Annotated in this window: 24 protein-coding genes, 1 pseudogene and 1 riboswitch; of the genes and pseudogenes, 15 read left to right on the top strand and 10 right to left on the bottom strand. The window is 40.7% G+C overall.

What is annotated here, in order from left to right:
- Nucleotides 1–209: 209 nt before the first annotated feature.
- Nucleotides 210–845, bottom strand: coding sequence for a hypothetical protein (locus AB4371_RS19210; RefSeq protein ID WP_102459108.1), 636 nt, complete (start codon nucleotides 843–845; stop codon nucleotides 210–212).
- Nucleotides 846–1,001: 156 nt separating this feature from the next.
- Here AB4371_RS19210 and AB4371_RS19205 point away from each other — a divergent pair, with 156 nt between their 5' ends.
- The 3 genes from AB4371_RS19205 (at nucleotide 1,002) to AB4371_RS19195 (ending at nucleotide 3,876) form a co-directional block, all read left to right on the top strand.
- Nucleotides 1,002–2,363, top strand: coding sequence for a hypothetical protein (locus tag AB4371_RS19205; RefSeq protein WP_372150506.1), 1,362 nt, complete (start codon nucleotides 1,002–1,004; stop codon nucleotides 2,361–2,363).
- Nucleotides 2,364–2,762: 399 nt separating this feature from the next.
- On the top strand, nucleotides 2,763–3,404 hold the full coding sequence (locus AB4371_RS19200; RefSeq protein ID WP_372150505.1) for a hypothetical protein: 642 nt from the start codon (nucleotides 2,763–2,765) through the stop codon (nucleotides 3,402–3,404).
- Between the two features lie 208 nt (nucleotides 3,405–3,612).
- Entirely contained in the window at nucleotides 3,613–3,876 is a 264-nt protein-coding gene (locus AB4371_RS19195; RefSeq protein WP_265130881.1) for an AlpA family transcriptional regulator, read from the top strand.
- Between the two features lie 46 nt (nucleotides 3,877–3,922).
- Here AB4371_RS19195 and AB4371_RS19190 read toward each other — a convergent pair whose 3' ends face one another.
- From AB4371_RS19190 to radC, 5 genes are all read right to left on the bottom strand, one after another.
- Complete coding sequence (locus tag AB4371_RS19190; protein ID WP_372150504.1) at nucleotides 3,923–4,210, bottom strand: hypothetical protein; 288 nt, start codon at nucleotides 4,208–4,210, stop codon at nucleotides 3,923–3,925.
- A 380-nt stretch (nucleotides 4,211–4,590) separates the two neighbouring features.
- Nucleotides 4,591–5,403, bottom strand: a complete 813-nt coding sequence (locus AB4371_RS19185; RefSeq protein ID WP_372150503.1) for a hypothetical protein — start codon at nucleotides 5,401–5,403, stop codon at nucleotides 4,591–4,593.
- Between the two features lie 43 nt (nucleotides 5,404–5,446).
- Nucleotides 5,447–5,893, bottom strand: a complete 447-nt coding sequence (locus AB4371_RS19180; RefSeq protein ID WP_372150502.1) for a DUF2787 family protein — start codon at nucleotides 5,891–5,893, stop codon at nucleotides 5,447–5,449.
- Between the two features lie 101 nt (nucleotides 5,894–5,994).
- Nucleotides 5,995–6,429 carry a DUF2787 family protein gene (locus AB4371_RS19175; RefSeq protein ID WP_372150501.1) on the bottom strand — a complete coding sequence of 145 codons (435 nt, stop codon included), beginning with the start codon at nucleotides 6,427–6,429 and terminating at the stop codon, nucleotides 5,995–5,997.
- The gene (radC, locus tag AB4371_RS19170) at nucleotides 6,426–6,890 is read right to left on the bottom strand and encodes a RadC family protein (protein ID WP_372150500.1); all 465 of its coding nucleotides are present in this window, start codon (nucleotides 6,888–6,890) and stop codon (nucleotides 6,426–6,428) included. Before radC ends, AB4371_RS19175 begins: the two co-directional genes overlap by 4 nt.
- A 155-nt stretch (nucleotides 6,891–7,045) precedes the next feature.
- On the opposite strand from radC, the gene AB4371_RS19165 reads away from it, so the two are divergent.
- The 9 genes from AB4371_RS19165 to AB4371_RS19125 all read left to right on the top strand — a co-directional run bounded on the left by AB4371_RS19165 (nucleotide 7,046) and on the right by AB4371_RS19125 (nucleotide 16,621).
- Nucleotides 7,046–7,315: a helix-turn-helix transcriptional regulator gene (locus AB4371_RS19165; RefSeq protein WP_372150499.1), complete on the top strand. Its 270-nt coding sequence runs from the start codon at nucleotides 7,046–7,048 to the stop codon at nucleotides 7,313–7,315.
- Entirely contained in the window at nucleotides 7,305–7,982 is a 678-nt protein-coding gene (locus AB4371_RS19160) for an inovirus-type Gp2 protein (protein WP_372150498.1), read from the top strand. The genes AB4371_RS19165 and AB4371_RS19160 overlap by 11 nt, the downstream gene beginning before the upstream one ends.
- On the top strand, nucleotides 7,972–8,472 hold the full coding sequence (locus AB4371_RS19155) for a phage N-6-adenine-methyltransferase (RefSeq protein ID WP_372150497.1): 501 nt from the start codon (nucleotides 7,972–7,974) through the stop codon (nucleotides 8,470–8,472). Before AB4371_RS19160 ends, AB4371_RS19155 begins: the two co-directional genes overlap by 11 nt.
- Before the next feature lie 57 nt (nucleotides 8,473–8,529).
- The gene (locus AB4371_RS19150) at nucleotides 8,530–8,697 is read left to right on the top strand and encodes an AlpA family transcriptional regulator (protein WP_048611353.1); all 168 of its coding nucleotides are present in this window, start codon (nucleotides 8,530–8,532) and stop codon (nucleotides 8,695–8,697) included.
- 247 nt (nucleotides 8,698–8,944) lie between these two features.
- Entirely contained in the window at nucleotides 8,945–10,510 is a 1,566-nt protein-coding gene (locus tag AB4371_RS19145; protein ID WP_372150496.1) for a type I restriction-modification system subunit M, read from the top strand.
- Nucleotides 10,511–10,524: 14 nt separating this feature from the next.
- Nucleotides 10,525–11,721 carry a restriction endonuclease subunit S gene (locus tag AB4371_RS19140; RefSeq protein ID WP_372150495.1) on the top strand — a complete coding sequence of 399 codons (1,197 nt, stop codon included), beginning with the start codon at nucleotides 10,525–10,527 and terminating at the stop codon, nucleotides 11,719–11,721.
- A 1-nt stretch (nucleotide 11,722) separates the two neighbouring features.
- Entirely contained in the window at nucleotides 11,723–12,847 is a 1,125-nt protein-coding gene (locus tag AB4371_RS19135; protein WP_372150494.1) for an AAA family ATPase, read from the top strand.
- Between the two features lie 20 nt (nucleotides 12,848–12,867).
- Nucleotides 12,868–15,966, top strand: coding sequence for a type I restriction endonuclease subunit R (locus tag AB4371_RS19130; protein WP_372150493.1), 3,099 nt, complete (start codon nucleotides 12,868–12,870; stop codon nucleotides 15,964–15,966).
- A 349-nt stretch (nucleotides 15,967–16,315) separates the two neighbouring features.
- On the top strand, nucleotides 16,316–16,621 hold the full coding sequence (locus AB4371_RS19125) for a hypothetical protein (protein ID WP_372150492.1): 306 nt from the start codon (nucleotides 16,316–16,318) through the stop codon (nucleotides 16,619–16,621).
- 129 nt (nucleotides 16,622–16,750) lie between these two features.
- Here AB4371_RS19125 and AB4371_RS19120 read toward each other — a convergent pair whose 3' ends face one another.
- The 3 genes from AB4371_RS19120 to trmA all read right to left on the bottom strand — a co-directional run bounded on the left by AB4371_RS19120 (nucleotide 16,751) and on the right by trmA (nucleotide 20,348).
- Nucleotides 16,751–17,758: a hypothetical protein gene (locus AB4371_RS19120; RefSeq protein WP_372150491.1), complete on the bottom strand. Its 1,008-nt coding sequence runs from the start codon at nucleotides 17,756–17,758 to the stop codon at nucleotides 16,751–16,753.
- A gap of 310 nt (nucleotides 17,759–18,068) precedes the next feature.
- Nucleotides 18,069–18,950, bottom strand: a complete 882-nt coding sequence (locus AB4371_RS19115; RefSeq protein ID WP_372150490.1) for an LPD25 domain-containing protein — start codon at nucleotides 18,948–18,950, stop codon at nucleotides 18,069–18,071.
- Nucleotides 18,951–19,238: 288 nt separating this feature from the next.
- Entirely contained in the window at nucleotides 19,239–20,348 is a 1,110-nt protein-coding gene (trmA, locus tag AB4371_RS19110; protein WP_372150489.1) for a tRNA (uridine(54)-C5)-methyltransferase TrmA, read from the bottom strand.
- A gap of 154 nt (nucleotides 20,349–20,502) precedes the next feature.
- Nucleotides 20,503–20,707: riboswitch (cobalamin riboswitch) on the top strand.
- A 39-nt stretch (nucleotides 20,708–20,746) separates the two neighbouring features.
- Here trmA and btuB point away from each other — a divergent pair.
- From btuB to murI, 3 genes and pseudogenes are all read left to right on the top strand, one after another.
- Nucleotides 20,747–22,564 (top strand): TonB-dependent vitamin B12 receptor, encoded by a 1,818-nt coding sequence (btuB, locus tag AB4371_RS19105; RefSeq protein ID WP_017070283.1) that lies wholly within the window; start codon nucleotides 20,747–20,749, stop codon nucleotides 22,562–22,564.
- Nucleotides 22,565–22,612: 48 nt separating this feature from the next.
- Nucleotides 22,613–23,279, top strand: a pseudogene (locus AB4371_RS19100) (ATPase).
- Between the two features lie 60 nt (nucleotides 23,280–23,339).
- A complete protein-coding gene (gene murI / locus AB4371_RS19095; RefSeq protein ID WP_372150510.1) occupies nucleotides 23,340–24,146 on the top strand; it encodes a glutamate racemase in 807 nt (268 codons plus the stop codon).
- On the opposite strand, the gene AB4371_RS19090 is transcribed toward murI, so the two are convergent.
- Complete coding sequence (locus tag AB4371_RS19090) at nucleotides 24,109–24,561, bottom strand: RNA recognition motif domain-containing protein (RefSeq protein WP_372150488.1); 453 nt, start codon at nucleotides 24,559–24,561, stop codon at nucleotides 24,109–24,111. The two genes, murI and AB4371_RS19090, sit on opposite strands and share 38 nt — an antisense overlap.
- Nucleotides 24,562–25,101: the final 540 nt, after the last annotated feature.

Genomic DNA, 25,101 nt, shown 5'->3' with positions numbered 1-25,101 from the left:
ACGAGGCGCATACAACCGTACAGACTACCTAGAGCGTAGGCGTAAAGTAATGGGCTGGTGGAGCGAGCACATTGAACAAAGTAGCCAAGGAAGTTATAGCGTCACGGGAACTGCCAATATGTCTTTAGTCAGCTAACCAAATATATTTTCAGTTGTTCACGCTTGATGCGTTAAGTCTAACGCATCTTTTTACTCATGTTTTTCATTACTCATCGTGCTTTCGCAAAAGCCTCTGCAACCGTCATTTTCTGCTCATCCGTTAAAGATTCATTATTAGGTTTTTCTCGCATAGACAGTGCATTATAATTCATCTTAGTAGTGCTTTTATGTTCTGCTTTAAGCGTTTCCAGCTCTTTATTTTTCAGACCTAGCTCTTCTTCTAAATCTTTGATTTTAGATTCAAACATACTGAAATTGTGTCGTTCATCGTCTCGACTAGTTACCGTTCTTATAACTTTATCTTGCTTAAAAAAATCGGTGTAATGCGTAAGTAACTCTTCAAGCAGTTGAGCTTGTGTGTGGTTTTCCAATCTTGGAAATTTCTTTAAATTTAAAAATTGTTGCTTTATTTCAGGTGGTAGGCTGATCGTGAGATTGCCATTTTTTGCTTTCTTGCGGCTGCCTTTCTTATCCCAATTGTTTCTCATTCTGTCGATTTTAACTTTTCTTTCGTACTTATCCCCCCAAAAGTCATTCACCCGTTTTTTGAAATTTTCACAATAATCTTTCATGTTTAAAGCTAGTCGAGAAAGCTCGATATCAATATCAGGGTATCTCTTAGCAAGGTATGGCTTTAACCATTCAGCTTGTTCTTTTGTCGGTTTTAACCACTTTAATGAAGACACTTTATCACCTAAATTTCAATTTATAGTTAACGGAAGTTTCGTACTTATCTATCTAATTTACCTGACTTGAGTTGCATGACAAGTTAAATATGACAGGTGCAATCTGACATGGTAATGTGAGTTTAAATACAGGGTGTTTTTGTAGGTGGGTTTGGTTTGAGTTACGCTATATTAATGACGAGAGTCCCTTTTGTTGGGCTTAGTCCTGAAGCAAAGTTTGCTATTATAAAGTTGCTACATAAAGCAAGTGTTAGCGATGGTGACGTGACAGCTAAATCAGTGAGAGAGCTGTCGGGTGACATAAAGGTTTCGGTGAGTGCTATTCTCGAAGGTATTCGATACCTTGAAAGGAATAACTTTCTAACTAGAGATGGCGATTGGACGAATAGTGGTGAAAGCAATAAGAAGAAAAGAGACATCAAGTGTCTTTTTCTGGGCGGTTTTTACGAGCATTTAGATAGTGGGAATAGTGACCTTCCAAAGCTCTCTGAGGTCGTTTGCCAAAGAGCCAGAGGCCTACTTGATTCAGCAGCATTTAATCAGTTTTCAAATCGTGCAGCAATCAAATTGTTTTTACTAACACTCGTTGTGTTGTCTGATGATTATTGTGTTGTTAGAGGTAAATCCATTAAGGACTTTCGTGCGCTATTAGGGCGATTCACTAAGGATAGTCATCGTTCTCAACTTGCTCAGCTAAAGAGGGCGGAGTGGATTGTCGAATATGACTCAGGTTTTTCTGGAAAGGTTTTAATCGGAAGATGTAAAAGTGAATATTTATTGAATGCACGCCACCCTGCTTTAGCTACTGCAAAGCATGAGAAAATCACTCAGACGATAATAAAGCTATATGGTACTCATCAACAAACTCTAGTTGGGCAACTGAATAAACTGATACAAAGCACTCGCCCTAATGAGGAGGAGTCTTCAAGTGAAACGATGATTCAGGCTAAATCGGATGGTGTAGATTCAGAGCCAAAGCCAAACTTTTCTCTCTCTTCTTCATTCAGTGATAAAACAGACCAAGAGCTCACTTCGTTAAAACTTGTTGGTGAACTATTTTTTGATGAGGTTACTCAATTTCACATCCAAAGACTGTCATTGAAAGCCGCATTCAACCTCATACGCTCTAACCCCATTGATGATGCCATTTGGCACCAGAAGCTTGAGGCGTCACTTACGGTAGGTTCTCTGTTCTCTCAAAAATACAAAAACGAAATTGAAGAGCTTATAGAGTCAAAAAAGGATTTGGGGCTTGAAGGCTTCCTCCTTTCCCAAGTTATTAATTTGTTGGAGGATGAAGGTTACGGGAGAAACCCTAAGTCTCAACGTTATCTGAGCCAGCTAAAAGCTATCCACTTCCTTTTGTCGCTGATGATTAAAGAAAGCAGTAAAGCTCTCGAAGTGGTATTGAAAGACCAAGGTCTTGGTTTGCGTAGTGATAGTCAGTTGGAGGTGTATCGTTCAGGCAATGAGACAATAACCTTGTATCTATTCAATATGGTACATACGACTTGCTAGTTCGATGAGTATTTGAGTTGCTTTCCATGTTGATGCAAAAGGCCACATCATCTTCTGAAAATAAAAAATACATATTTATCCCTATTGTATAGAGAGCTTCTGTTTCGACAAGGGGTTCTACCTAACAGGCATGACTGAAGAGATTCAGTTGTGTCTGTTAGATTAAGAGAGCAGAGAAGACTGGGTAGGATTTATAATGCATAGAGGAGCATGACCATGCGACATCATTATAAATCTTTTTCTTTTTCTCTATCAAATTTACTCTAATCAATTAAGAGTCCTAAAGACTCTTATGTTTATCAATATCAATTAATTACAAATCCATTCCAGACAAAAAATACTCCACCACCTCTTCTATTGAGACAAAGCATCCATTTCAATTTTAAGAGGAAACACACCATGATTTTTTCAACTGAATACTTCAACACGCAAGAGCCTGTCCACAATGCTCATTTTGACTATAAGGGCATACCGTTATATTCACAGCTAGCACCGTATTTAAGTCGCTCTCTGTCACTCATACATGATTTTTGCGACAAATGGATTGACAGCAATGAAGAATTTTCATTTCTACCGTTTGTGATGACGGTTCCTTCTGCAACTGCGGAGGAGGCTTTGGAACGCTTGTTTGTTAGTGCACATGATATAGCTATGTGCACTTCTCAAGGAGAAGGCAAGGCAATGGTAATGATGTCTCGCTATGACAAAGGCAGTCATGTTGGTGTCTTTTTGGTAAAGCATCAAACAGGGCGTTTCACGCGTGAAGTAAATGGAACCGCTGTTCATGATTACGCCGTATTAAATCAAGCGTTAAAAGATGCCATGATTGACGTGTTGGCTTCCTTTGAAGGCATTTCTGCTAAACTTGGACGATGGAAGTATTCAGGCTCTCACGATTATCATTTTGATGGTGCTACTCCTGAGCGGGCGCACTGGCTATTTCAACACCTCAGCAGGATTGCATCAGTTCGAGGTATTCAACCTTCAAAAGAGTATAGGTTTCAAGTGCGTTATGGTCACAATGCTGCGTCAAAAGATTAAGAAACTCTTTTTATAAAAGAATGGCAGGGATAATAAAGGTGCTACAAATGGATTTAGATAATCAGAGTCTCTAACTGAATCCGGACCAAGAGACAGAATAAAGCACTTCTACATTCCTTATTGTATGAGACTAGGTGATTCCCCGTGGCGCTAGATATCTTGGCGTCTAAGGGAGTCATCGTTTTACAACAATAAAAATAGTGAGGTCATGATGAGGCTAATTAAGCTAAAAGAAGTGCTGCATAAAACCGGGTTGAGTAAGGCGACACTCTACCGTTTAATTACTGCGGGTAAGTTTCCAGCCAGCATTCAGATTGCCTATCGAGCTGTCGCTTGGGAGGAAGATAGAATTGATGAATGGTTGATAAAGAAAGTCAGCGAAAGCAACTTCAAGCGAGAGCAGGCTGACATGAAAAATAGCCCACACTACGTCACCCCTGAGAAGCGAGTTAATCCTTTCGCTTCGTATTAAAGCAAAAAAAAAGGAGCGTTACGCTCCCTTTCTAATAATCGACAAGCTACAAGCCTAAGGCTTTCGCTGTCTGTTTGTATTCTTGCTCTATTTGAGATTCCACCAATTCTCGCCTTGCCTCAATAGGCGCTCTATCAGAGATGTTCTGAGCGCGTGATTCAACTTGTTTTAGTTGGTTCTCTTTCCACTGGTTGAGGGATTGTTGAATCTGCTCAGGTGTAAGAGTGGCTTTAATCGATTCGACACTGAGCGCATCAATAGCGCTGGCAGCACTCACGTTCATTGAGATGGTTAAAGTAGCTAGTGTGATGATTTTAGTAATGATTGATTTCATGATAATTCTCCAATTGAGATGTATGTATTAGTTAGGTAAAACTCAACGAAGTGACGACAGGTGAGGTAAGCGCAAGTACCCGAAAATAAGGGTTTTTCTTGTATAATATGCGTTTCAGATAAGGTGGTTTCGACATGACCATACTAAGGGGGCGGCCGTCCCCCTTAACATTGTTCGTCTTAGCTAGAGACGTTTAATGACACAATCAATCGTAAAGTACAGTTCTGCCTTGCACACTACCCTAATGGAGTTGAAGTAAGATTAGTGCCCCATGCTTTACTTTGATTGCGCTATGGCACAATGGAACATGAAAGGGAGTAAGTTCCCTGTGGATTCCATTGAATTTGTGAAACAGAGGTAAGGTATCACTGCGTGCGTCACTATCTGTCCGATGCAATCAATTGAGTGACATTGTCTAGTTGTCGTATTGAGCGCTTAGGCTCTGATTTGAGTTGATACTGCTGTAATTGAAAGTCTGACGGGTAATCAAAATAGAAGGTCAGTACTTTCAGCTTAGCAATACAGGTTAAAGGAAGGTCGTCGTAATCGTTGAGTGTGTTTTGATAGATGAGATAAAGCTCACTAGAGGTGGTCGTGAGACCGATAGGTGAAACTTGCTCTATCTGCTTACCGGATTTAAGGGTAAGCGTGATTTGTTTTTGATGAATCAGTGCCACTGAAATGGGCTCGAAGAACTCTCCTAGCGCCTTTGGTGCATTTAGTTCATCAATCGCTGCATGTGCTTTGTTTGTGTCTCCTCGTGGTGGTTTCATTCCTGCATAGGAGCGTGGCTGAGCTCGCAACAGACTGAATGCAAAATCAATGGCGTACTTTAAGGGTGGTGGGAGTTGCCGACTAAGGGTCGCTTTGGCGAGCTGTAGCAGGACAAGCTCTCTCGCGCCTAAGGTTGGTTGGCTATACATTCCGCGACTGTAACCAAAAGGTTTACTTCGAGTGTCTTTATCGACATCAAAATAATCAACAATAACATCGAGATTACGCTGTACGCTTCTGATGCCTCGATACATCCCTGCATCCACTAACTCAGCCTGAAGCTGCTTAGCCGTCACCTTTCGACCTTGTGGTATGCGTCGATACAACTCAAACACCAATGATAATTGCTCTGTGGTACTGGCTTTATCCCTTGTTGTCATGGTTAGGTCGCTGCTGGTGGTTACTTGATAGAGTGGCAATCATCCTAACGATGGGTGCGTCACTATCTGACCGATGGCGTCTTTAGTTTATTGATATCTTAATCTCGTCATAGGCTCCTATTTGTAAGTAAGCGAGAAAGTTACTTTCCCAGAGAGAGTAGAACTCCACAATGGATTTATCGTGGCAGCTTTGCCATCCCATAGGGGCAATGAACGCTTGCCCGTTAGCAATATCAAAATCCATATTACGCTCTAGCTCTGGGTAAACGTTACCCATGTAAGCAAAGTCAGTAAGGTATTGGATTTGACACTGGCTCTCCTGTTCTTTCAGCAACATGATTTCTACCGGGTGATAGCCACCAGCGTCAGCACTGTAAGTGGCATCTCGAAAGTTAATGGTGAGGCTTTCACATTCCCTCTTGGTTGGGTTCTGTTTCCAGAAAGTATCTATCTTGCTTTTCAACAAGCTTTTGAGTTTTTGAGATACGGGGGAGTATGGCGCTGTGATGGTCAGTGTTTGTGGTTTCATGGTCTTTCCCTTTCAATAGTTATCTATTCGGTTTGATGATATGTATCTGAGATTGGTTTGAATCGAATGTGGTTGGGATGGTTGAAGTAAGGAAAAAGCAACTACTTGAATCGACTGACGATAGTGAGTGTCTGTGTATCGAACTGTGATGCCTTTAGGTGTTTAGTGAACGCCTTGAGCCAGCTAATGAAGAGCGAATGCACCTCAGGCCTGTTGAGCTCGCATCGTTGGATATCTGGTTGATAGAACCATTGGTGTTTGAAGTTAAAATATAGAGATACTTCAATGCTCTCAGTTTCTGGTGTTGGGTAATCAAACGAAGCGATGAATCGCACCTCCCAAGGTTCGTTAGGGTTAGCTCGTTCAAGCTGTACTTCTATGGGTTGTATCCCGCTTCGGTTGCTGTAGAAGCTTGCGACCTTAAGGTTAAGCGCAAGGCGTTTTGTTTCTGTGGGAATGTCATATTGCTCAATTAAGAGCTCAACCAGCTGGTGGAATAGGTCGAGTTTGAAATTACGTTTGATAACACGATTCATAGCCAACCTCTCTCAGCAAAAGACACACAATCACTGCCCACCACAATGTGGTCGAGTACTCGCACATCAACGAGAGCTAAAGCATCCTTTAAACGCTCTGTAATGCGTCTATCAGCCTGTGATGGGTTGGAATCACCCGATGGATGGTTATGAGCAAAAATCACCGCTGAGGCGTTTCTCTCAAGCACCAGTTTCACCACTTCTCGTGGATACACTGAAGCGCTGTCAATCGTGCCAAAGAACAACTCATTGAACTCAATCAACTGATGTTGGTTGTTGAGTAACATCACCCCAAAGACTTCTCTCTCATATTCTCCTAGCTTGCAGCGTAGAAAGGCTTTCGTGTCATTCGGACGAGTAAAAGCATCCCCACTCACTAAGCGGCTCTCTAGTATCTCGACGGCTTTCTCTAATATCTGGTGCTCTGTGACGGGAGCGCTGAAGGTATATAGCGTTTCCATATCTTCTCCTTGTATCAATAAACGGAATACTCAAGGGGATGATATGGATGTGAAAAACTTTTCAATCGAATTTGAATGAGACCACCTGAGACCAGTTGAGATAAAAAATACGCAGCAACGTCTTTGTTTGAGTGAAACCAACAAAGGCAATCATCATGAATTCAAACCATTCGAACACCGAACATCCCAATCGCTTGATGAGATTAAAAGAAGTGATTCATACCTGTGGACTTTCAAGGGCATCGATTTACAGCTTTATGGAACAAGGTGCTTTCCCTCAATCCGTGTCATTAAGTGCGAGAGCCATTGGCTGGCGCTCTCAAGACATCCAAAACTGGATACAAGAGAAGATACAAGAGCGAGACGAAAGACTGGCAATACAAGCAGTGGAAAAGGCAAAACAGGAGAAACGCTATGGAAGATAAAACGATGAACAATGAGGCAGATTTGAAGCGATTAGAGGATGGGTTTTATCGTGGTTATCAAGTCGATATTGACCATGGTAATCTTTCTCTGGCTGCACTTGAGATTTTATCTCGTGCATATCAAAACGCCTTGATGCGCTTTGGTCACTGTTATGTCTTTCGATTCCGGTTACGAATACCCAAAAAACAAAATCAGCAAGAGAAAACGCTAATCAACCAATGGTTCTACCGTCTGCGCCACTACCGAAAGGATGACAACCTTAACGTGATATGGAAAAGGGAGGTGAGTCAAACGGGTTGTATTAGCTACCGTATGACTCTTTTCCTTGATGCTTCAAGCTACCCTCCATTTGTCAATGAATTCAAGCTTAGAAAGCGACTGACGAAAGACATCAAAAACTCGTGGAGAAATACAACCAATGTTGATAAACGTAATATCAATGCCGTTTGTCTCTTTCTGAATCAACCACTTGTTGAGTTGAACAAAGTGCATGATGATTACCGTTACCAGCGTGGGTTGCTTTTCTATGTATTGAGCAGACAGGCCAGAGTCAACACAACGACTCATGATGAGAAAAGCACATTAGGTTCGTTTATCAGTAAATCTAAAAAGGCCAAGAAGAAAGCCGATTACGCTAATACTAAGGAGAGTTGCGATGGACAATAAGCTCTTTTTCTCCAGCGCTCGAACAGGGAACCCCAAGCGTGACAAATGGCAAACACCGCCCGCTGTATTTGAGAAGCTCAATGAAGAGTTTCATTTTACGCTTGATGCAACGGCTGAGCCTGAAACGGCACTGTGTGACCATTACTTCACGATGGATGATGATGCGCTCACTCAAGACTGGAGCAATCAAACGGTCTACTGCAATCCACCTTATTCCAAGCTCAAAGACTTTGCCAAGAAAGCACAAGAAGAAGCGAACAAAGGGGCAATCGTCGTCATGTTGGTTCCTGCTAGAACGGACACAAAAGCCTTCCATGACCATTTAAGTCATGGAGAGGTGCGTCTTATTAAGGGACGACTCAAGTTCTTACAGGATGGGAAGGAGCAAGATGCTGCGCCATTTCCAAGTATGGTATGTGTCATGGGAAAAGGGATAGAACACAAAATAGGAACCACCACTCAAGGCAATCTCAAGCTAGAGCCCAAGTAAGTCATTTTTTACATAGCGCCTTTATTTCATGAGAGATAACAACACGAGGAAATTCTCATGAGATTAGTTCGTTTAAAAGAAGTAATAGAAAGGGTTCAGTTGAGTAAATCGAGCATCTATAAAATGATGGCTAACGGGGAGTTCCCACACAACGTATCACTCGGTGAGAGAGCCTCTGCATGGGTAGAGCACGAACTGGATGAATGGATTGATAATCGAATGTAGTAATGACATAAGCCAGTAGTGAAAGCTGCTGGCTTTATGCCCTTTGGAAAGGAAGCTATCAAATTGTGATGGACAGTAGAGTGGAGACTTATCTACTCTGATTTTTTTAGGATGCATGGTAGAATTTCAGGATTATTTATCGTACTCAATATCAGCCCGTTAGCGTATACATAAACCTGACTCCCCCTTAATCAATATTCACTACATCAGGGGGGCTAAGCTGGCGCTGGCAATAGGATTAAACACAATGACAAGCTCCCAACAACGTAAAGACTTACACAATCAGATATGGAAAATTGCCAATGAGGTAAGAGGTTCCGTCGATGGTTGGGATTTCAAACAGTATGTTCTAGGTGCATTGTTCTATCGCTTTATTAGTGAAAACTTCACGAACTACATTGAAGGTGGAGACTCAAGTATCAACTACGCAGGCTTTGATGATGAAGCTCCACAAATTGAGTTGATTAAAGATGATGCCATCAAAACGAAAGGCTACTTTATCTACCCAAGCGAGCTCTTTTGCAATGTAGTAAAAAAAGCCAGTAAAAATGACAATCTCAATACTGACTTAGCAACAGTATTTTCAGCGATTGAAAGCTCTGCAAATGGGTATGCTTCAGAAGAAGACATTAAAGGTTTGTTTGCTGATTTTGATACGACAAGTAACCGCCTAGGTAACACAGTAATAGAAAAGAACACTCGTTTATTTGCTGTGTTAAAAGGGGTCGAGGATTTAAAACTTGGTGATTTCCAAGATAACCAAATTGATTTGTTTGGTGATGCTTACGAATTTCTAATCTCTAAATACGCAGCTAATGCGGGTAAGTCTGGAGGTGAGTTTTTTACCCCTCAGACCGTGTCGAATTTAATCGCCAAGCTTGCAATGCATAAGCAAGACAAAGTAAACAAGATCTACGATCCAGCAGCTGGTTCAGGATCTTTGCTATTACAAGCTAAAAAGCACTTTGATAATCACATCATTGAAGAGGGTTTTTTTGGTCAGGAGATCAACCACACTACGTACAACCTTGCTCGTATGAATATGTTCTTACACAACATCAACTACGATAAGTTTGATATTGCTTTAGGTAACACACTTACCAACCCACATTTTGGAGATGAGAAGCCATTTGATGCGATTGTTTCTAACCCACCGTACTCTGTGAAGTGGGTAGGGAGCGACGACCCTACACTTATTAACGATGAGCGTTTTGCTCCTGCGGGAATTTTAGCGCCAAAATCCAAAGCTGATTTTGCTTTTGTACTACACGCTTTAAATTACTTGTCACCTAAAGGTCGAGCGGCGATTGTTTGCTTTCCGGGTATTTTCTATCGTAGTGGTGCTGAAAAGAAAATTCGCAAGTATCTTGTGGATAACAACTACGTTGAAACAGTCATATCACTTGCCCCTAATCTGTTCTATGGCACATCCATTGCTGTGAATATCTTAGTGTTATCAAAAAGCAAAAAAGAAAATACCGTTCAATTTATTGATGCCAGCGGTGAAGGATTCTTTAACAAAGTAGGCAACAACAATGTTCTCACGAGTGAGCATATCGATAAAATCATGGAAACGTTCGATAGCAAACAGAATATTGAACACGTTGCTGAATCTATCGACCTTAGTGACATTGAAGATAATGAATACAACCTATCGGTAAGTGCTTATGTTGAGCCTAAAGACACTCGTGAAGTGGTTGATATCACGGAGCTCAATGAAGAATTAAAAACAACAGTAGAGAGCCTAAATAAACTCCGTACTGAGATTGATACGATTGTTGCTAAAATTGAGAGCTCGGAGAGTAATGCATGAGACACTTTAGTTTTATGGAAAAGTTACTTGATGGTATTGAAGTTGAATGGAAAGTGTTAAGTGAAGTTGGTGAGTTAGTACGAGGCAATGGTTTACCAAAAACTGATTTCACAGAATCAGGTGTTCCTGCGATACATTACGGACAAATTTATACTCATTATGGACTGTGTACTTCATCTACAATATCTTTTGTTTCAGAAAAGACCGCAGACAAATTAAAAAAGGTAAATAAGGGTGACGTGATTATCACAAACACCAGTGAAAACCTTGAGGATGTTGGTAAGTCAGTGGTGTACCTTGGTAATGAACAAGCAGTAACTGGTGGACACGCGACGATATTTAAACCTAACGAAATGATTCTAGGTAAGTATTTTGCTTATTACACTCAAACTAATGCATTTTCGAGTGAAAAACGAAAATATGCAAAGGGCGCAAAAGTAATCGATGTTTCAGCTAGTGACATGGCTAAGATCCAAGTTCCACTTCCACCAATACATATTCAAGTGGAGGTAGTTCGTATCTTAGATACATTTAGAGATCTAACTTCCGCTCTATCTAGTGAGCTTGCTATGCGTAAGAAGCAGTATAGTTACTATCGCGCTAAGCTGTTGAACTTTAATGATAGTGAAATAGAGTGGAAATCATTGAGTGAAGTTTCAGAATACTCAAAGAAAAGAATTAGTTTTGATCTGCTAGATACTGAAAATTATGTAAGTGTAGAAAACCTGCTTCAAAACTGCGCGGGAAAGGCTAAAGCTAATAGAGTTCCTACATCAGGTAACTTAACCCAATACAATAGTTGTGACATTTTAATAGGTAATATAAGACCTTATCTAAAAAAAATATGGTATGCAGACTCTCTAGGCGGGACTAACGGAGATGTGCTTGTAATATCGTCTACTGATGCAAGGATAAATAATAGATATCTATATCAACTTTTGGCAGATGATGGTTTCTTTGAATACAATATGCAACATGCTAAAGGGGCAAAAATGCCTCGAGGTAATAAAGCTAAAATAATGGATTATCGTATCCCAGTTCCATCGCTAGAAGAGCAAAAACGTATAGTGTCGATTCTAGATAAGTTCAATACTTTAATTCACTCAACAAGTGAGGGCTTACCAAAAGAGATTGAGCTACGCCAAAAGCAATATGAGTACTATCGTGACTTATTGTTAAGCTTCCCAAAACCTAGAGAAGCAGAGGTGTAAAATGAGTAAATCGTTAACTGATATAGCTCAAGAGCTCAAAGGTAAGAATAAAAAGCTTCAACTTATCTATGCCTTTAATGGTACAGGGAAGACTCGTTTATCAAGAGAATTTAAACATTTGCTAGCCCCTCAAGGTGATCATGATAGTGACGTCGGCGAATCTGATTTAGCTCAAAAGAAGTTCCTGTATTACAACGCTTTCACTGAAGATTTGTTCTACTGGGACAATGACTTGGCAGACAATGCTGAGCTAAAGCTAAAAATCCATCCGAACTCTTTTACCCAATGGGTGCTAGAGGAAGAAGGGAAAGAGAGTGATGTGATTGATAACTTTAAGCACTACTCGAACTCTAAAATCACACCTAAATTTAATGAAGACTTCGATGAAGTAAACTTTTCTCTAGCACTTGAAGATGGGACAAGTATTGATAATTTGAAGATATCCAAAGGAGAAGAGAGTAATTTCATTTGGAGCCTCTTTTACACCTTATTTAAACAGGTTATCAGTGAGCGCAATGAGCTAGACCCAGAGAATCGAAGTACGAACAAGTTTGATGAGCTGGAGTATATCTTTATTGATGATCCAGTTAGTTCTTTAGATGAAAACCACTTGATTGAGCTTGCCGTCGATCTTGCTAAACTAATCAAAAGTAGTGAAGACCAAAACCTTAGGTTCATCATCACAACGCATAACCCTCTTTTTTACAACGTGTTATGGAACGAATTTAGTCGAGCTCCTAAATACGTATTGAGAAAGTATGACGATGGGACATACGATTTAGAGACTCAAGAAAATGACTCACCATTTTCTTATCACTTGCTTCTAAAGCAAGAGTTAGAAAGAGCCGCTGAAACAGGACATATACACAAATATCACTTCAACTTTTTGCGCAATGTTCTTGAGAAGACTTCTACCTTTTTAGGTTACAAAGAATGGGGAGAGCTTTTGCCCCAAGATGAATCTGAGCTAGACGATAATAAGAAAAACCCTTATGCACGTGTGATTAACTTTTACAATCATGCGAAGCATTCCGGTGAAGAGATTGCTGAAGTTCAAGAGCAGCACAAACTTGTATTTAAGTTTCTAGTCGAAGAAGTGAAGAAGATATATCACGTTGAGCGTTAATGATGAGCAAAGGCCAAGCAATGGAAGAACACAACACAATAGCAGAGTCCAATAACTACATTATCCTAGAGCAGTACACGAGACGAGCAGAGTCAAGTGACGGTCATCAGACCGAGGCTGAGCTGGAGAATGAGTTTATTGCTGACTTAGTCAGCCAAGGCTACGAGTTTAGAAAAGACATCAACAATCCTAAGGCGATGCTTGATAACGTTCGAGTGCAACTTCAAGAGCTCAACAAGGTTAAGTTCTTAGACAGTGAGTGGCATCGATTTACAGAAGAGTACCTTGATAAGCCTAGTGATAACATTGTTGATAAAACTCGAAAGATCCACGATAACCACATCTATGACTTCGTTTTTGATAATGGTCGTATCCAAAACATTTACTTGTTTGACAAAAAGAAGGTGACTCGAAATAGACTTCAAGTCATCAAACAATTTGAGCAAGCTGGCTCACAAGCAAATCGCTATGATGTGACACTCTTGGTTAATGGTCTACCACTTGTTCAGGTTGAGCTAAAAAAACGTGGTGTCGCCATCCGTGAGGCTTTTAACCAAGTCCACCGTTACAGCAAAGAAAGCTTTAACTCAGAGAACTCGCTCTATAAGTATCTTCAAGTCTTTGTGATCTCCAATGGTACAGATACTCGCTATTTTGCCAATACGACTAAACGTAATAAAAACAGTTTTGATTTTACGATGAACTGGGCAGATTCAGATAACGAGTTGATTAAAGACTTGAAAGATGTAACGGCAACGTTCTTTCAGAAAAATACTTTGTTAAGAGTACTGCTTAATTACTCTGTCTTTGATTCCAGCGATACTTTGTTAATCATGCGCCCATACCAAATCGCAGCGACTGAACGCATCTTGTGGAAAATCACAGGTGCTTTCGAGCAGAAGAAATGGAGTAAACCAGAAAGTGGCGGCTACATTTGGCATACCACGGGTTCTGGTAAAACGCTAACTAGCTTTAAAGCTGCTCGTCTCGCTGAAGAGTTAGAGTTTGTTGATAAAGTATTCTTCGTGGTTGACCGAAAGGATTTGGACTACCAAACCATGAAAGAATATCAACGCTTCTCTCCAGATAGCGTAAATGGCTCAGAGAGCACCGCAGGATTAAAGCGTAACATTGATAAAGAAGACAACAAAATCATTGTTACCACGATTCAGAAACTCAATAACTTAATGAAAAATGAGCGTGACTTGTCCATTTATAGCAAGCATGTTGTTTTCATTTTTGATGAAGCGCACCGCTCTCAATTTGGTGAAGCGCAGAAGAACCTGAAGAAGAAATTTAAGAAGTTCTACCAATTTGGCTTTACAGGTACTCCAATCTTTCCAGACAACGCATTAGGCTCAGAAACTACTGCAAGTGTGTTTGGAAGAGAACTGCACACGTACTTGATTACGGATGCGATTCGTGACGAGAAGGTGCTGAAGTTTAAAGTTGATTACAACGATGTTCGTCCTAAGTTCAACGCTATCGAGAACGAGCAAGACGAGAAAAAGCTTACAGCAGCCGAAAATAAAAAAGCGCTACTACACCCTGAGCGTATTAAAGAAATAACGAACTACATTCTAAAAAACTTCAAACAGAAGACACACCGACTGCTTGCCAATGGTAAGGGCTTCAATGCGATGTTTGCAGTGAGCAGCGTTGATGCAGCGAAAGCTTACTATGAATCGTTCAAACAATTGCAAAAAGAGAATCACCGACCATTAAAGGTCGCGACTATTTTCTCGTTTGCCGCTAACGAAGAGCAGAGTTCTATTGGTGAAATTCTTGATGAGTCCTTTGAGCCTTCTGCGATGGATAGTAGTGCCAAAGAGTTTTTAACAACCGTCATTAATGACTATAACGCTCAATTCAAAACAAACTACAGTGTGGATAGTAAACAGTTCCAAAACTACTATCGTGATCTAGCATTACGAGTGCAAAACCAAGAGGTTGATTTACTGATCGTTGTTGGGATGTTTTTGACGGGTTTTGATGCTCCGCGACTTAATACTTTATTTGTCGATAAGAACTTACGTTATCACGGTCTAATTCAAGCATTCTCTCGTACTAACCGTATCTATGACGCTACTAAAACGTTTGGCAACATTGTTACCTTTAGAAACCTTGAAGAGGCGACTATTGATGCCATTAAAGTTTTTGGAGACAAGAACACAAAGAATGTGGTGTTAGAGAAAAGCTACCAAGAGTATATGGAAGGCTTTACTGATGTTCTGACAGGCAAAGCTAAACGTGGCTACTTAGAGGTTGTAGCGGAGCTACAAGAGCGGTTCCCTAACCCCGAAGACATTGTTAAAGAAAAAGAGAAAAGAGCCTTTACGAAGCTATTTGGAGAGTTTTTACGTCTTGAGAATGTCCTGCAAAACTATGATGAATTTGCCAGCCTGAAAGATCTACAAGAAATCGATGTCACCGATGATGCCGCTATTGAAGAATTTAAGACTGCTCATCATCTCAATGATGAAGACTTAGGGAAAATGCAAGCGGTTAGCGTACCGACAGAAAGAGCGTCTCAAGACTATCGCTCTACTTATAACGATATTCGGGACTGGATTAGAAAAGAAAAAGTTGCAAATGATCAAGATAAGTCCACGTTAGATTGGGGTGACATCACCTTTGAAGTCGATTTGTTAAAGTCTCAAGAAATTAACCTTGATTACATTCTTGAGTTGATTTTTGACCACAACAAGAAAACTAAAGATAAGGCAGCACTGGTTGAAGAGGTTCGTCGATTAATTCGAACCAGCCTTGGCAACCGTGCAAAAGAAAGCTTACTGGTCGATTTCATTAATCAAACTAACCTTGATGATATTTTGGATAAACCAAGCATTCTTGATGCGTTCTATGGCTTTGCCCAAAAAGAGCAAAAAAAAGAAGCAAATACTCTTATTGAAGGTGAAGGACTTAACCTTGAAGCAGCAAAACGCTATATCCTTACCTCTCTGAAACGTGAATACGCGAGTGAAAACGGCACTGAGCTCAATGATGCTTTACCAAAGATGAGTCCATTGCACCCTCAGTACCTCACTAAGAAGCAAACTGTGTTTGAAAAGGTTGCTGCTTTTGTCGAGAAGTTTAAAGGTATAGGCGGTCAGCTATAGTTAAACCTTACAAATAGTGGCAAATAAAATGGCGCAGCGAATAGCGCCATTTTTTATGCCGATTACTAAGGTTACTTTAATCAGATCTTTCAAAGTCCATAAAGTCACTTCACAGTAAAGGCTACTCATCGTTCTCACTCATGGGAAAATAAACTTCAACACCTTTACGTCAGTGCAATGCCTGTTGGTGACTTATTTCTCGTAAGGCTGGCTATGCTCCTTCTTAAAGTGTGATTAAACGAATGATGTATAGTTGAAGACAAATAAAAAAGGTCGCATTATAGATTGATTAATTGCAGTGCAAAGGATGGTTGCGCATTGTAAACGTCAACGCATATGAGAGGGACTTATGAGTAATGGTTCAAACTACGATGTAGAAGTAAATCAACAAGCGAATGAAGAAGCTTTACGCCAAGAAATGGCATTAGATGCAGCTATAGGTGTTGTTAACGGTAATAGTCGGGGCTCTTCTATAGAGGCTGCTAAAGAAAGAATAGCAGCCCAGCAAAGAGCATTTTCAATTGGAGCTTATGATGAAAATGAAAATAACGTAGTATCTTTTCATGACTCATCAATAGAAAGCCCCGCTATCCCAAAAGGCAAAAGTGCGAAAGTTAAAGCTATTGCTGAAGAGTTATTTGAACACTTTGAATAAACTGTACAGTGGTAGTCACATTCGCTTTAGCTAGTAGATCACCGCTTGAACATAGCGAGTGTAGACAGTACGACCAGATATAATATTTGCTCTTAGCAAAAAAGAAAATGGACGGATCTCTCTCTATTCTTATTTTGCTTCAGAGCTTTCAGGCACCGTAGCCTGAAGTACGATGGCATTTTTGATATCGTCATCCATTGACTTTGCCGAGACAACTAACTGTATCGGTGTTTTACTCCACTCTCCATATTGCAATGCTTTGATAAACTTTGAGTCCAGAGAATAGTCTTGAACTTTAGCTGTAAACTCATCTTTAGTCTCAATGTTCTTTAATCTAACTTTAAAGCTATCAGGATCTGATGAGTCAACAAGCAATATACGAAACAATGCATTAAAAGCTACATCAATAGACTTACGACGGGCGTTTTTACTAAGTTCAGCAGCCGTTTCACCTTCTAGATCAATGCCCTGAATCGTACTTTTACTGGACGTTCCAAGTTCTTTAATTAGGGCTGACTTAGAGTCTGTAGCGACGTTATTCAGTGCTGCGATCTGCACATTGTCAGCTAATGTCTGTGTTAATAAGCGAGTTCTTTCAGTTTCTTGTTCTGACATAAAACGTTGGTTAGTGAGCATTTCACGTGTTTCTTCGCTCTTAACTTCTGTTTCTCTAATCTGGCGACGACTCTCAAGGTATTGGGCATAACTAGCCTTGCCTGCCCAGATAAGCCCAAGACTTACTAGCGTAATAGCAAGTGTTGTAGGATCCATTTTATCAATTACCTTTGAACCTATATTGGTTAACAGAGATTGTAGGTCAATACTCGTAGTGGTGCTGCCTTTACCTACTTTTACTTGAATTTCGAGCTCTTGACGTTCTTGGTTAGTAAGGACATTTGTGTTTGGTGTCCCATATTTTACTAAACAATATGAACGGTTAATGCCTTTTTGAAGCTCCAGGAAACCTTTCATTAATGAAGGGGTAAGCGAGGAGTCAAATTTTTCACCAACTACATGAATGTTAAGAGATGGCCAGCCATCAAAGGTGACATTACAGTCTTCTACATTCACTTCTTTATCTACCACTTTACGCAGGTAATCAAACGCTTCCTCTTCGTTAGAGATAGTAAATTCCATATGCCAACCTATATAACATTCTTTTGTTATGCATTTAATCGCAATTAAGCAATAATAAGCAAGAGAAAGGTAAGGTTGATATTTAAAAGCGGCTTAAACTTCACAGAAAGTATTCAACGCTTTTATTTGTTCAATAATATAGGGAGTTTGTAATATCAACTCCCAACAAGGTTACAGATAAAGCAACCACAATAAAGACTTTGGAGTTGGCTCTGTCCGTAAATGGCTCTTTTTATTGAATGATGCTCAGTCTCATTTATTTATTGTAACAAGACATAGAATGTTGTATTCGAGACTTCGATGAAATCAACTAAAGCATAGCCCACTCACCGAATGGAACATGACGAGCTTTTCCCTTACTTCCTAACAGTACTTTCCTCACTTGCCAACCGTAGCGAATGTAATCACGATCAGATAGAAAGTAGCCATCTCCCGACCAATGGGCTTGTCTGTGTTCTAAGCTTTGATTTTTATCATGTAGAAATTGAGTATCTGAATGGTTCAAACAAGCCTTTCTTAGTTCAGGGAACAGGTTACGAGTATGTATTGACCAAGCTAGGATAATGGTTCTCACGGTTTTGGTCTGGTGATAACCAGCGTAAGAGTCACTGTTGTCAGAATCGTATTCAGTAAGGGTTGCAACAATCACTGCTTTCGCCCAATCAGGAACAACTAGGTTGTCTTGAAATTCCTGCTCTTTTTGACGGTGAAGCTCGAAGGCTTTTTGCTGCTCTATTCGTTTAAGCTCCTCTTGCTTTTGTTCTTCAGCCTCAGCGTTTGCTGTGGCTTCTTTTGCTTTATGCCGTGCAATCAATATTAGTTGTTGATCAAAGTGGTACTGCTTTAACTGTTCAACGATTTTCTGGTAGTGATTAGCTGGTGGTCGTTTTTCCAGTTGAGCTTTGTATTGCTCTCTTTCGTCATATTCAAGTATAGATAGGCAATGCTCAGCAAAGCCTTGGTCATTACCACCACAACCTAAATCAAGACGACACTCATAGATATCTTGATTAGAGAAATGGACACGTACATAAGTCTTATCGTAACCACCTACTGGATTGGTCAATGCAACAGACAAGGCCAGAGCTTCAAACTCAGCAAAAGGGTATTGGTGCTCTTTTTGAAACGAACGTGATTCAGAAGCCGTCACTTCTACAAACACAGGGATGATGTCATTTACTAGAGATTCCATTTTATTCTCCTTTGAATAAATTAGATTGGATATTCCCTAGAGTGATATAGGTGTGAAATTGTTTTGGATGGATAAAGCTTTAAACGGGTAACTATGCCGTTTAATTGGTCGAAGAGTTATCTTAGTAGAATTTATGGATGAGAATATAAATTGTTATCACTGGCGTAAGGTGTTTAACCTAGTTTTTACTCAGGGATAGAGGAATTGAAATTATTGAATAATTTAATGCCCCGTACCCTGAGCCGTACCTTTTTAGTTTTACTATATTATTTCAAGGTAGTTAAACCCTTATGCTTTAAGCTCTAAGAACACACCAGCTTCCATGTGGTGCGTGTAAGGGAACTGGTCAAACAGAGCAAAACGAGTGATGTCGTGCGTTTCGCTTAGGATGTCTAGGTTCTCTTTCAATGTTTCAGGGTTACAAGAGATGTACATGATACGCTCGTAGCCTTGAACCATCTTACAAGTATCAACATCCATACCTGAACGCGGTGGATCAACAAAGATAGTGTTGCAGTTGTAGCTCTTAAGATCGATGTTCGCTTGCTGTAGACGACGGAACTCACGCTTGCCTTCCATTGCTACAGTAAAATCTTCTGCAGACATACGGATGATCTGAACATTTTCAATGTTGTTCGCAGCGATGTTGTATTGCGCAGATTCTACTGACGGTTTCGCCAGTTCAGTTGCCAGTACACGCTCGAAGTTTTGTGCTAGCGCTAATGAGAAGTTACCGTTACCACAGTAAAGCTCAAGCAAGTCGCCTTTGCTGTCTTGAGTACAGTCGACAGCCCATTCCAACATTTTCTCTGCTACTTTGGCGTTTGGTTGAGTAAAGCTGTTCTCTACTTGCTGGTATGTATAGCTATCACCATTCACATCTAGCTTTTCAATGACGTAGTCGCGATCCAGTACGATTTTCATCTTACGCGCACGGCCAATCAGGTTTAGGTTAAAACCTTCATCGTTTAATTGCTGCTTAAGTGCTTTAGCATCTTGAATCCACTGTTCACCTAATTGACGGTGGTAAAGCAATGACACCAAAATTTCGCTGCTTAACGTAGAAAGGAAGTCTACTTGGAATAGCTTGTGGCGCAGAGAGTGGTTGTCCTTCATTGCATCTGTTAATAGAGGCATTAGGTCATTGATAAGACGGCTAGCTGCAGGGAACTGGTCTACGCGGTATTTTTCTTTAGTCTCTTGATTGAACATGACGTAATACATATCGTCACCTTCATGCCACACGCGGAACTCAGCACGCATGCGGTAGTGTTGTTCTGGAGATTCATACACTTCCAGTTCAGGCACATCATATTCTGAGAACATTTCTGTAAGACGCTCTGTCTTTTCTGCCAGTTGTTCTTGGTAGCGTTGCGGGTTTACATCTAAATTCGCCATGGTTATGCCTTTTGCTGTCGTGCTTTTAAATCAAGAGCGCAGATTTTATTCAATCACAGGCGCTTGTCCAGTGTTGAGCGCCATTCAATGTAAATCGACCATGAAAACTATAGCTTATAACTATCTTAGACTAGACAAATGATTCAGAGGTCAATACTATCTCCGGCAAGCTGGTGCCATTTAGATGTATAGATGGCTGAAGAGGGAATCTGGTGTGAATCCAGAACTGACGCGCAGCGGTAAAAGAGAACGAGTATTCATCAGACACTGCAAATAGCTTTTTGTGGGAAGTCGAATATCAGGTAACCATAAGGTTGTGCTCTTGAGTCCGAATACCTGCCAGCGGCTAAACCATGACATGTGGTTTGGTAGGAATTTACGCGATTTAGGATCACAACATGAACAAATCCCTTTTAGCGGTTGCTGTAGCATCGCTGCTTTCACCTATCTCCAATTTACACGCCCAACAAGCATCTGCCGACGAAACCATGGTGGTTACGGCTAACCGTTTTGAGCAAAGCACGGAAAGTGTTGTCGCTCAAGTTGAAGTAGTAACACGCCAAGATATCGATCGAATTCAAGCTAAGTCTCTAACAGATGTGTTTAGACGATTGACGGGTATTCAGGTTTCACAAAATGGAGGCCGAGGACAGCAAGCTTCGATCTTTGTTCGTGGTGCTAACTCTGATCAAGTGCTTGTTCTCATTGATGGTATTCGTTTTGCGCGAGCTGCAAAGGGTGGTGTCGATTTTAGCCAGTTACCAATTACATTCGTTGACCGAGTGGAATACGTTCGAGGAGCTCGTGCCGCTATGTATGGCTCAGAAGCTATCGGCGGTGTTATCAACATTATTACTGTTGCAAACTCTGACAATGAAAAAACGGCAGTTAGTGCAGGTTTAGGAAGCTTAGATTACCAAGAGCTGAGCTTTGTTAGTGGTACTAAGGTCGGTGAAAATGGTCACTTGAACGTATCTGTTGGTTACGATTCCGATGAGGGATACAACGTTCATCCATTACCAGGTGTTAATGATGGTGATCGCCATGGTTTTGAATCACGCAATGCTCTAATTGGTTATGTTCATAATTTTGATCAGCAATGGAGTGGCTTCGCGAATTTCCGTATGTTTGAAACCATTTCTCAGTACGATGGTTCATTTGGTACAGACCATTCTTACAAAGAAGCTGAAGTTCAAAATTCGACCTTTGCTACTGGTGTTAAATATAGTGGCAGTGAACTTAAGTCTGATTTCTTAGTTAACTATCAGAATCAAGATAACTGGAACTACGAACAGTCTTTAGGCAAGAACTCAGCGTCAGCAACATCTGATGAGCTTGAACAGCTAAATGTTCAATGGGTGAATTCATACAAACTAACGTCGTCACTGACTCTTAGTGGTGGTGTAGATTGGCGTGATGAGGCTTATATTGTTAAGCCTTCGAATACTGAATACGACAGAACGAATGTTGCGTACTTCGCTGCATTAAACGCAGATGCGGATAAAGTGTTCGGAGAACTGAGTCTTCGTGTTGATGACAATGAGCAGTTTGGTACAGAAACTACTTACAACACAGGGTTAGGCTATCGTTATGCTGAGTGGCTTGTTGTAAAAGCAGCTTATGGCACATCCTTCAAAGCACCTAACTTGTATCAACTATATAGCTACTACGGTAATGCACAGTTAGAAGCTGAAAAGGCAGATTCATTTGAACTGACTTTTGGTGGCTTAATCAAGGATGTTGATTGGTCGATTACTGGCTATGACACGAACGTCGAAGACTTAATTGATTACAACTACGCGACAAGTAAGTACTACAATACCGATGGCGAAAGCCAATTACGTGGTGTGGAAATGGTCGTTGGATTTGATACTAGCTTTATTAACCACCAAGTGAGCGCTAATTTCCAAGACCCAGAAGATCAATCTGGTGAGCAACTGATACGCCGAGCTAAGAAGATTTACAAGTATAATGCAGTGGCTAGTTTCGATGATGTTGATGTTTCATTAGGTTTCCAATATGTAGGTGAGAGACCGGACTTCTCTGAAGATCTCGCAGCGTATAGCTTGTTTGATGTTTCAGTGAACTACTATGCGAATGAAAACCTTACTTTAAATGGTCGAGTGGATAACTTAACTGACGAAGAGTACGAGACTGCTGGTGGATACCCATCACCAGAGCGTACATATTACGTGAATGCTACTTACCAATTCTAATTATCACCTAAACCGCCTTCGGGCGGTTTTTTCTTATTGGGTATATCAATGAAAAAGAAAGTCGTCATAAGTTGGTCATCAGGTAAAAGACTCTACCCTAACCCTAGAGCGTTTGCTTGAGAGTGCTGAGTATGAAGTTGTTGCTCTTTATACTACCTATGTTGGAGATGAAGTCCCTTTCCAGGTAACTCCTATTGATGTCGTTGCCATGCAGGCACAATTAATCGGTTTGCCACTCATCACCATAGAGCTTCCTGAAGTGTTCCCGAGCAATGAGATTTACCAAAGTACGATTGTCTCAGCATTGGAAGGGTCTTGCTTATCAATTGATGCGGTCGCATTTGGCGATATGTTTTGCAATGGCATTGCCGACTATAGAAAAAGCTATATAGAACCGGCTGGCTGGTAGTGTGTGTTTCCACTAATGGGAGAGAGTAGCCAAACTCTGGCTCAAGAAATCATAAATAGAGGAATCGAAACCTTTCTCGTCACAGTTGATAGCGATGCATTAGACATGAGCTATTGCGGGAAAGAATACACGCCTGAACTAATAGACAGTTTGCCAAGTCACGTCGACCCATGTGGAGAAGATGGTGAGTTCCATACCTTAGTCACGTCAGCGCCATGCTTTAAAGGTAAGCTTAAGATAGAGCTAGAAAATGTAGAGCAGGGTGAGCGCTTTGGGCATCAACGCTACCGAGCTTGCATTATGTAGAGTGATGATTGGCGAAAACTAGGTGAAGGGGTATCATTGCTGCGGAACTTATTACAGGTAATGGTTGTGTCGGAAAGCATACAAAAAAACATATTGGTCTTTGATTCTGGAATTGGCGGTCTGTCTGTATATAAAGAGATAAGCCAGTTACTACCCAATCACAACTATATCTATGTATTCGATAACGAGGCTTACCCTTATGGTGAGCTCGATCAGCAAGTCCTCATTCAGCGAGTCCAAAGTATCGTCGCCAGTTTTGTGGCGAGTCACGCTATTGATATCGTGGTGATAGCTTGTAATACGGCCAGTACGATAGTCCTGCCGACACTTCGCGCTAATAACCTTATCCCTATTGTCGGCGTAGTCCCGGCAATCAAACCTGCTTCGTTACTGGCTAATAAAGCGGTTGGCCTTATTGCGACTCCCGCGACGATTACTCGTGAATACACACACGAGCTCATCAAAAACTTCTCGAGTAATAAAAGAGTAGAGCTGTTGGGTTCTACTCGGCTGGTGGATATGGCCGAAGATAAACTCAGAGGCGAGGAGATTAGCCTTGAAGAGTTACAGCAAATCCTTCAGCCGATGATCAACACAATTGATGTGGCTGTATTAGGATGTACTCATTTCCCATTGATCAAATCAGAGATTCAACAAGTACTAGGTGAAAGTGTAGTGCTGATAGATTCTGGTAAAGCGATAGCTAAGCGGGTTCAAGATTTGTTGGGTTTGGAAAGCGTTAATAAAGAAGGGGGAGTACGTGAAGTTTTTTGTAGTGCACTTCCTAAAAAAGAAAGTGCACTAAATAGTATGTTAAAGCAGTTAGGGTTTAGCTCAGTTCAGATTCGTCCGCTTCAGGATGTTTAGGATCATTTGCAACACGTACTTTTAAAGTGCGTTGCATGTAATCTTTATCGTTAAGTGCAGAGATTGCATGATTCACATCATTACTTGCCATAACAACAAATCCAAAGCCTCTTCTTTTACCAGTACGTTTGTCTTTCATTAAACGTACTGCAAATACTTCACCATGCTCTGAGAATAATTCACGTACATGTGATTCGTTCGCTTTGTATGGAAGGTTACCCACATAAAGTGTTTTGGTTGAAGCCTTAGGTTCTGAATCTGATTTTGAGTAGGTGCTTGAAAAGTTAACAACAAAAGCGGAAGCCAAGACACCAAGGATAAAGGTAATTGCAGGCGATATATCTACCTGAGAGAAAACAATGCCGCCTAATACAGCCAGTGCGACAATTAACAACATCGATTTTTTTGAGTTCATATCGGAATACTACATATTAATAAACGAAATAGACGCATCTACCATTAACAAAATAGACACATGAATCTTACGTTCATGGCTTCCATTTTTCCAATGTATTGCTGTGATACGTCTCAAATGTTTAGTTTTTATTCGAAAAATGCGGATCTGGTGGCTTTTTAGGCGAACAAAACTTTTATTTCAAAAAGCCCTTGTGCTCCATCTCAATCTCTCTATAATGCCGCCTCACCGACACGGAGTGAGACGAAAGTCACACAGCGAAATCGGTAGAGAAAAAGAGTTTGAAAATAACCCTTGACTCTCAAAGTGGTGCAGGTATAGTACGCACCCCTAGCGACTGAGATGTGAATCACAAAACGCTAGCGCTCTTTAACAATTTAAACCTATCAATCTGTGTGGGCACTCGTTGATGAATATCAAAACGTTTTATCGTTAGATAAAACAGATTCTTCGGAATCAAAATTGATTTCAATGAACTGAGTGACCAATACGAATAACTACTTTCTCTTGTAGAAAGAAGGTATTTGGCACAGTCAATTC

This window comes from Vibrio sp. 10N.261.51.A3 (assembly GCF_041471965.1).
In the GTDB taxonomy this organism is placed as follows: Bacteria; Pseudomonadota; Gammaproteobacteria; order Enterobacterales; family Vibrionaceae; genus Vibrio; species Vibrio crassostreae_C.
Note: the sequence above shows the minus strand (reverse complement) of the source record. Positions and strands in the feature narration are given on the sequence as shown.